The organism is Mesorhizobium sp. M6A.T.Ce.TU.002.03.1.1 (assembly GCF_003997275.1).
Classification (GTDB): domain Bacteria; phylum Pseudomonadota; class Alphaproteobacteria; order Rhizobiales; family Rhizobiaceae; genus Mesorhizobium; species Mesorhizobium mediterraneum.
The window spans coordinates 25186-31461 of the sequence record NZ_RZTI01000069.1; the positions used below are offsets into that span (position 1 = coordinate 25186).

Below are 6276 nucleotides of genomic sequence, written 5' to 3' on the forward strand. Positions count from 1 at the left end.
CGCCTCGCCCATCTCTTCAGGCCTCTTGTGAATTCCAACCAACCTTCTAAAGTGTACTCACTTTGTGATTTCCGGAGGCGTCATGCGCATAGTGGTGCTGGGTGGCGGCGTCGTTGGTGTCACGACAGCCTATCAACTGCAAAACGACGGTCACGACGTCGCGCTCATTGAACGCAATGCGCAGGTCGCCGCTGAAACGAGTTGGGGCAATGCCGGTATGATCGCGCCAGGCCATTCCTTTGTCTGGTCGTCCCCCAGGGCGCCGATAACCTTGCTGAAATCGCTGGTGCTCAAGGACCAGGCGCTGCGCTTCAAGTTCTCGGCGGATCCGCGGCTCTATACGTGGTCCTGGTTGTTTCTCATGGAATGCACGGCCGCCAAGGCGCGGCGCAACACGCTGCTCAAGCATCGCCTCGCCGCCTACTCGCAGGCAGTGCTGCGCGAGGTCGTTGCCGACGAGCAAATCGACTACGACCGTAACGATCGCGGCATCGTCTATTTCCACCGCAGCCAGCAAGCGCTCGACAATGGTGTCGAGCATATGAAGCTGCTGCAGTCGGACGGACAAGAGATCAAGGTGCTCGACCGAGACGCGGTCGTCGCGCTCGATCCGTCTCTGGCGTCCGCCAAGGACAAGATTGCCGGCGGCATCTATTGCCCGACCGACGAGACCGGCGACCCGGCAAAGTTCACCAGGGCCCTCGCCGCCAAGATTATCGCCCGCGGCGGCGCCATCCACACAGGCACGAAGATCACCGGTATCGAAACGACCGGCGACGCTGTCGCGCAGGTGCTCACCGACAAGGAGCCTTTCAAGGGTGATGCCTATGTGCTTGCGCTCGGGAGCCACAGTCCTGTTCTGGCAAGAAAGATCGGCATTCGACTGCCGATCTACCCGATCAAGGGCTATTCGCTGACGATCCCGATCGGCAATCGTCCGCTGCCGCCGACCATCGCCTCCGTCGACGAGCACAATCTGGTTGCCATCTCGCGCTTCGGCGACCGTATCCGCGTCACCGCAACGGCGGAGTTCGCCGGCTACGACACCAGCCATAAGCCCGCCGATTTCGCCTTCATGAAAGGGGTTGCCGAGGACCTCTACCCCGAGGGCGCCGACTACCATCGCGCGGAAATGTGGGCGGGTCTGAGGCCCATGACGCCGAACAATCTTCCCGCCTTCGGACGGCAACGCTTGCGCAACCTCTTCCTCAACACCGGGCATGGTCACATCGGCTGGACCATGTCGCACGGGTCGGCCCGGATCACCGCCGATCTGATCGCCGGCCGGACGCCGGCCATTCCAATGAATGGTCTTTGAACCGACTTTGAAAGGGAACGCCATGTCTTTCGACAACGCTATGTCTCTCAACAACGTCATGTCTGCCAACCTCGCCGCCACGCGCCTTGCGTCTTCCGGGCCGATTGATCTCGGCGTGCTGCCATCGGAACTCGACGGCGGTCTGGCGTCGCGCGCGGCGATCGGCCTTGTGGTGCTGGCAACGGATCAGACCCTGGAGCATGAATTCCGCGCGCTCGTGCGCCAGTCCGGTGTCGCCTTCTACGAATCCCGCGTGTTCAGCGACAACGACATAACGACCGAGACCTTGCGCGCCATCGGTCCCAGGATCGCGCCGGCCGTCGACCTCATCTTGCCGAGCATTCCCCTGGACGTCGTTGCCTTCGGCTGTACCTCGGCGACGATGACGCTCGGCGAAGAGGCGGTTTTCGCGGAGATCAGGAAGGCACGGCCAAATGTCGCCTGCACCACACCCGTCACCGCCGCGCTCGCGGCGTTCAAGGCTCTCGACGTCAAAGGCATCGGCCTGCTGACGCCCTACGCGCCGCAGATCAATGAAAACCTCGTTGCCTATTTCAGCGGGCGCGGCGTCGACATATCAGCCGTCGCGACCTTCGACCGGCGCGACGATCGCGACGCCGCCCGCATCTCGGCCACATCGATCGAAGCCGCGGCCGAGCGGATGGCTGCCACGCCGGGGGTGGATGCGGTCTTCATATCATGCACCAGCCTGCGCATCGCCGAAGCGGCCGCCGGGCTCGAGCAGCGCATCGGCGTGCCGGTCACGTCCAGCAACCACGCCATGGCCTGGCATTGTCTGCGGCTTGCCGGGATCAATGACGTCGTGCCCGCCGGAAGGCTTTTTGGATTGCCAAGCAACTGACTGGCGATCGCGGCGCACTGCCTTGCGCTGGCGGGACGGCTTGACGAGGCACGAAATTTTTCCGCTGTTCTTCGCAAGACGCTGCAGCCGTGTTCCGGCAAGGCGCCAAGCGCATCGGACTGGGCTGATCCACTCCTGCCCCGGCCTGTTTCAACCGGTCAAGGCCGCGATGCCTAGAGCGCTTCATCGTTTCACGGAAACGCCGAACCGCTCTATCTCTTTGTTTTTGCGCAATTCCGGACGGAAAACCGCTTCACACTTTTCCTGGAATTGCTCTAACCGGTCGACAGCCGAACAAAAGCCCGGCAATCGGCCAAGAAGATCGGCCAGCAAAGCCGCGTTCGTCGCAGCTATATGCCGAGCATCGTCTTGGCTTGGTTGAGCGCGGCCTCTGACCCTGCATGATCGCCGGCGGCGTGCAATGTCTCGCCTTGGGCGCGCAGTTCCTTGACTTTGGTCATATCGGCCTCGGAGAGGGTGGCGGTCGGCAACGCCGCGTCGATCGCGGCCATGATGGTCGGGCACGAATTTGCAAAGGCTGTCGCAGGAACGACCGCCAGGAAAACCGCAAGCGAAATTGATCGTAACATGGACGTTTCTCCCTCGCCGGAACACGCCACGTCGACGACCGGCATAGGAATGGTACAGCGGATGCCCGAACCTGCCAATCACGATGATGCCGCCGGGTTGAGGCAAGCTGCGGTCGGCCGGTTTTTTCTCGAGGTTTCTGAGCCTTTCATCACGGCTGATCGCCACCACCTCACGTCCGAAGTCGACGGCAGCTTCGCGGCAATCGTCAGATCGCCCAAAATTCCTCGACCAGAGCGGATCAGGCAGGCTGAACCGATTTGACATTGCCTTCGGTATCGACAAGGCAGCTTGTCTTCTTGCCGCCGGCATCGAGCTCGACCTGATAGGTTTGGGGATCGATCTTGCTCGACGAAACCGGAAGTATCTTCGTGCTGTCGACGCCGCTCGCCTTGGCGGCCGCGTCGGCGCAAAGAAGCTGAAGGTCCGCCGGGGCCGTCTCGACCTTGGTCCTGGACATCTGTTCCTGGGGAGGCGGCGGCGGGGCGCTGACACAAGCGCTCAGTGTTCCCACCAAAAATCCAATTGTTGTTGCCCGGATCGACGTTCTCACTGCATGTTTTGCCGACATTGCTTGGTCCCTCTCCGAATGCCGCTTCCCGGCCTTACACACCCTTGTAAAGTGCCGCCCCCTGCATGAGAACGATGACCTTGGCTCCAACCTTGACGCGCGATGCGAGATCGGTGATGTCGTCGTTCCTCATCCGGATGCACCCCGATGACACGTCGAGCCCGATCGTCCAGGGCTCCGGAGTGCCGTGTATCCGGTAGATCGTGTCCTGGTCGCGCTCATACAGATAGAGCGCCCTGGCGCCGAGCGGGTTGTCCGGTCCTCCCGGCATGCCTCCCGCATGTTTGACCGCATTCGGATCACGAGCGATCATTTCGGCCGGGGGTGTCCAGGTCGGCCATTCCGCCATGCGGCCGACGCGCACGATTCCGGCCCATCCAAATCCCTCCCGGCCGACGCCGATACCGTAGCGCATGGCCCGCTGACCCGGCTGCACAAGATAGAGAAAATGCTGGTTGCCATCGATGATGATCGTGCCGGGCACTTCCGCGGTGCGGAACTTGACCATCTGCGGCCGAAACGCCTCCGGCACTTCATTGTGCGCGGCATAGTATTTGCGTGCCTTGGTGCGGTCGTAGTCCACCCATTTGCGGGTTTTCGGATCGAAAACCTGTGTTCCCGCAGCCAGCGCCGCCACTGCGACAAGACCGAACGCTGCCGCGACAATTGCCGTCAGGGAGCGCCGCTGGAGAATGGCGCGTCCCGCGATCATCAGCTTGCCGTTCATGGATTTGCCCACCCGTTCACCCGAGCGCCCTGTGCAGCAACCCATTGTTTGGCGTACTCGTAAGGATCCTGACGCTCCACTTGGAGCGCATAACTCATCTTCGCGGCGTCTTCGGGCTTGAGCGCGACCCGTTCCAGGAACTCGACCACCTTCGGATATTTTTTGCGCAGTGAGGTGGCGTAAGCGATATGGAAATGTGCGGTATCCCATGACACTGGCGCGCTGGACTTCGAGACCCAGAGCGGGTCCTCGGAAGGCAGCACGATCTTCCACTTTGCCGGGTCAAAAGGCGGCTCGGTAAGCCGGACAATGTCGTGCAGCTCAAACACGTGATGCGGTGCATAGCAGGCAAACACCATCGGATGAGCCGTGGCGACCGCGGCATCGACAGCCGCCATTCCGACATCCTCCGGCGTCTCCAGCAATGTCATTGTCTTGGCATAGCCATAGCTGTTGGCGCGGACACGCTCGATAGCCGTCGAGGACCAACCCTCCGCGCCAATCCACAGTTCCCCATGTCCGTCCCGATCAGTGTCCAACGCGGCAGTTTTGCGCGGGTCGGTGAGGTCCGAAATGTCGCGAATGCCAAATTTGTCGGCGGTTTCGCGGGTTGCGCATATGCCTTGCCATGCCGGCACACCGATGGGACTGATGGCAACCGTGCCGGCATCGTCCACATACTTCTTCACCAGATTGTCGAGGTTGGGCAGCCACATTTCGGGATGAATATCCACCTCGCCCGAATCGAGGCCGGCAAAGGCAATAAGCGTCCCCATCTCGCGCACATCGGCATCGAGCCCGAAATTTTCCTTCAGGCTGACCTTGAGAATGTTTGCCGTCGCCTGGCCCGACGGCCAGTTCGGCATTGCAATGACGAGATCAGCCGCTTGGGCCGGGATCGCCAGCATCGTCAATGCCGCCAGCGACATTTTCCGCAGGCACTGCCGAAATCGGTCGTGCATTTCTTCCCCCTCGCTTCGGCGCTGAAATGAACCGGGACGGGAACAATCTGTCACGGCAAGCACCGGGTTGTGACAGCAGCCCCATCTGCCGACGGCAACTGCTGAAGGTGCGACAATGCATTCGCCAAAGAGAGCGCCGTCACATGCCGCCTCTGCACGCTACTCGATGACATTCCGTATGGGAAGATGCTTACAACCGGAGGTCGCGCGCCAACTTTCAAGTTGTCCGCGGGCACACGCCTTACGAACTGTAGGGCGTGCTAGGACACCTTGTTGGGTGAGGTCATTCGCAAGGTCATGTGCAGCCGACGGCCCGGAAACCGCAGTTTCCGGGAAATCAAGAACTTACAAAGGGATTTGGTGCCCAGAAGAGGACTCGAACCTCCACTCCTTGCGGAACACGGACCTGAACCGTGCGCGTCTACCAATTCCGCCATCTGGGCTGGTGCGGGCTCTTTAGGCGGGCAAACGGTGAGTGTCAACGCGCTTTTTTGAAACGCACTCGCCGGCTCAGTTCTCCAGCACTTCCTTGGATGCCACGGTCGAATCGGCGTTGAGCTTGTAGATGACCGGCACGCCGGTGCCGAGCTCCAGTTTGACGATCTCCTCGCCCGACTTGCCGTCCAGCGCCATGATCAGCGCACGCAGCGAATTGCCGTGCGCCGCCACCAGCACGGTGCCGCCGCGCAGCACATGCGGCTGCAGGTCGTGCAGATAATAGGGCCAGACGCGCGCGCCGGTGTCCTTCAGGCTTTCGCCGCCGGGCGGCGGCACGTCGTAGGAGCGGCGCCAGACATGCACCTGCTCCTCGCCCCATTTCTTGCGCGCATCGTCCTTGTTGAGGCCGGAGAGGTCGCCATAGTCGCGCTCGTTCAGCGCCTGGTCGCGGATGGTCTCGAGATCGCTCTGGCCGACCGCGTCGAGAATGTGCTGGCAGGTCTTCTGCGCCCTGATCAGCGACGACGTGAAGGCGATGTCGAATTTCAGGCCGCGCGCCTTCAGCTTGGCGCCCGCCTCCTTGGCCTCGGCGTGGCCCAGCTCGGTCAGGTCAACGTCGCGCCAGCCGGTGAAGAGGTTCTTCAGGTTCCATTCGCTCTGGCCATGGCGCACGAGCACGAGAGTTCCCGACATTTTTGCTCCTTCAGTTTGTGGATCAGATCGTCTCAGGCGAGTCCGAGCACGTCCCGCATCGAATACAGTCCCGGCTTCCTGCCGCGCGCCCACAGTGCGGCCTTGACCGCGCACCGA

Annotated in this window: 8 protein-coding genes, 1 tRNA gene and 1 pseudogene; 3 read left to right on the forward strand and 7 right to left on the reverse strand. The window is 61.7% G+C overall.

The genetic code is table 11. The features are described 5' to 3' along the window. Positions 1 to 82 precede the first annotated feature (82 nt). The gene (locus tag EOC93_RS20095) at positions 83 to 1318 is read left to right on the forward strand and encodes a D-amino acid dehydrogenase (protein ID WP_095484751.1); all 1236 of its coding nucleotides are present in this window, start codon (positions 83 to 85) and stop codon (positions 1316 to 1318) included. A 22-nt stretch (positions 1319 to 1340) separates the two neighbouring features. Further along, positions 1341 to 2180 (forward strand): aspartate/glutamate racemase family protein, encoded by an 840-nt coding sequence (locus EOC93_RS20100; protein ID WP_245461500.1) that lies wholly within the window; start codon positions 1341 to 1343, stop codon positions 2178 to 2180. 350 nt (positions 2181 to 2530) lie between these two features. Here the strand turns inward: EOC93_RS20100 and EOC93_RS20105 are convergent, their stop codons facing one another. Next, positions 2531 to 2770 carry a hypothetical protein gene (locus EOC93_RS20105; protein WP_095485099.1) on the reverse strand — a complete coding sequence of 80 codons (240 nt, stop codon included), beginning with the start codon at positions 2768 to 2770 and terminating at the stop codon, positions 2531 to 2533. Between EOC93_RS20105 and EOC93_RS20110 the strand changes: the two genes are divergently transcribed. Then, complete coding sequence (locus EOC93_RS20110; protein WP_164759207.1) at positions 2658 to 3032, forward strand: hypothetical protein; 375 nt, start codon at positions 2658 to 2660, stop codon at positions 3030 to 3032. The two genes, EOC93_RS20105 and EOC93_RS20110, sit on opposite strands and share 113 nt — an antisense overlap. Here the strand turns inward: EOC93_RS20110 and EOC93_RS20115 are convergent. The 6 genes and pseudogenes from EOC93_RS20115 to EOC93_RS20140 form a co-directional block, all read right to left on the reverse strand. After that, positions 3010 to 3228 (reverse strand): hypothetical protein, encoded by a 219-nt coding sequence (locus tag EOC93_RS20115; protein ID WP_337124585.1) that lies wholly within the window; start codon positions 3226 to 3228, stop codon positions 3010 to 3012. The two genes, EOC93_RS20110 and EOC93_RS20115, sit on opposite strands and share 23 nt — an antisense overlap. Positions 3229 to 3373: 145 nt before the next feature. Further along, a complete protein-coding gene (locus EOC93_RS20120) occupies positions 3374 to 4066 on the reverse strand; it encodes a L,D-transpeptidase (protein ID WP_095484749.1) in 693 nt (230 codons plus the stop codon). Continuing rightward, entirely contained in the window at positions 4063 to 5028 is a 966-nt protein-coding gene (locus EOC93_RS20125) for a glycine betaine ABC transporter substrate-binding protein (RefSeq protein ID WP_095484748.1), read from the reverse strand. The genes EOC93_RS20120 and EOC93_RS20125 overlap by 4 nt, the downstream gene beginning before the upstream one ends. 358 nt (positions 5029 to 5386) lie before the next feature. Continuing rightward, a tRNA-Leu gene (locus EOC93_RS20130) sits at positions 5387 to 5471 on the reverse strand. Positions 5472 to 5538: 67 nt separating this feature from the next. Next, complete coding sequence (locus tag EOC93_RS20135) at positions 5539 to 6159, reverse strand: 2,3-bisphosphoglycerate-dependent phosphoglycerate mutase (RefSeq protein WP_095484747.1); 621 nt, start codon at positions 6157 to 6159, stop codon at positions 5539 to 5541. A gap of 32 nt (positions 6160 to 6191) precedes the next feature. After that, positions 6192 to 6276, reverse strand: a pseudogene (locus tag EOC93_RS20140) (4-hydroxy-tetrahydrodipicolinate reductase); the annotation flags it as partial.